Below are 573 nucleotides of genomic sequence, written 5' to 3' on the forward strand. Positions count from 1 at the left end.
AACTCAACCAGTGATGACCGTGATTGGTCAAAAAGTGGGAGCGTTTGGCGCTTATCGCGATGGGCAGGAGGTTTATGGTCGAGCTGTCGCGTCAAAGGATCGCCAACTAGTTGATTTAGAAAACTGGTCTCACTATGAGTTGTATGACCATCCACAAGCAGTTGGAATGGCAATGGAGAAAGTCTCGCCCTTCTTGGATAAGCATTTGAAGTAATCTGAAATCAAGAGTGCCACCAAACCGGTCGCACTCTTACTTCTCTGTTATTCCTATTTCTCAGTTAATAGCCATAGGTCAGTGACTATGTTTCGATGGACGCTCATCGTTCTATTTATATTGTTCGTATTTTTGATGGTGGTTGCTCTCGTCGTTACTCAAATCGAAAACTCGCAATACCGCAAGTACAAACAAAAGCAGGAACATCTGCAGCACTCAGTCTAAAACCGCAATCGTCGTTTTCTCTCGCTCAGGAAATACCGCTACTCTGTCCGAACATATTGCCAACAAAACAAATGGGCATGTTTCTGAAATTTTTGCCAAAAGCTACGAGCTCGGCATTCCAGGATGGATAAGTG

1 protein-coding gene and 1 pseudogene are annotated in these 573 nt (G+C 44.2%); both read left to right on the top strand.

Features of this window, described 5'->3' with window-relative positions:
- Nucleotides 1–214, top strand: a pseudogene (locus tag R7E78_RS28900) (alpha/beta hydrolase); the annotation flags it as partial.
- A gap of 87 nt (nt 215–301) precedes the next feature.
- Nucleotides 302–439 (top strand): hypothetical protein, encoded by a 138-nt coding sequence (locus R7E78_RS28905; protein ID WP_318058987.1) that lies wholly within the window; start codon nt 302–304, stop codon nt 437–439.
- The last annotated feature ends 134 nt before the right edge of the window (nt 440–573 follow it).

Source organism: Vibrio sp. YT-19(2023), from assembly GCF_033337395.1.

Coding starts and splice junctions, on each gene's coding strand:
- R7E78_RS28905 (WP_318058987.1), top strand. CDS start 302: ATGTTTCGATGGACGCTCATCGTTCTATTTATATTGTTCGTATTTTTG.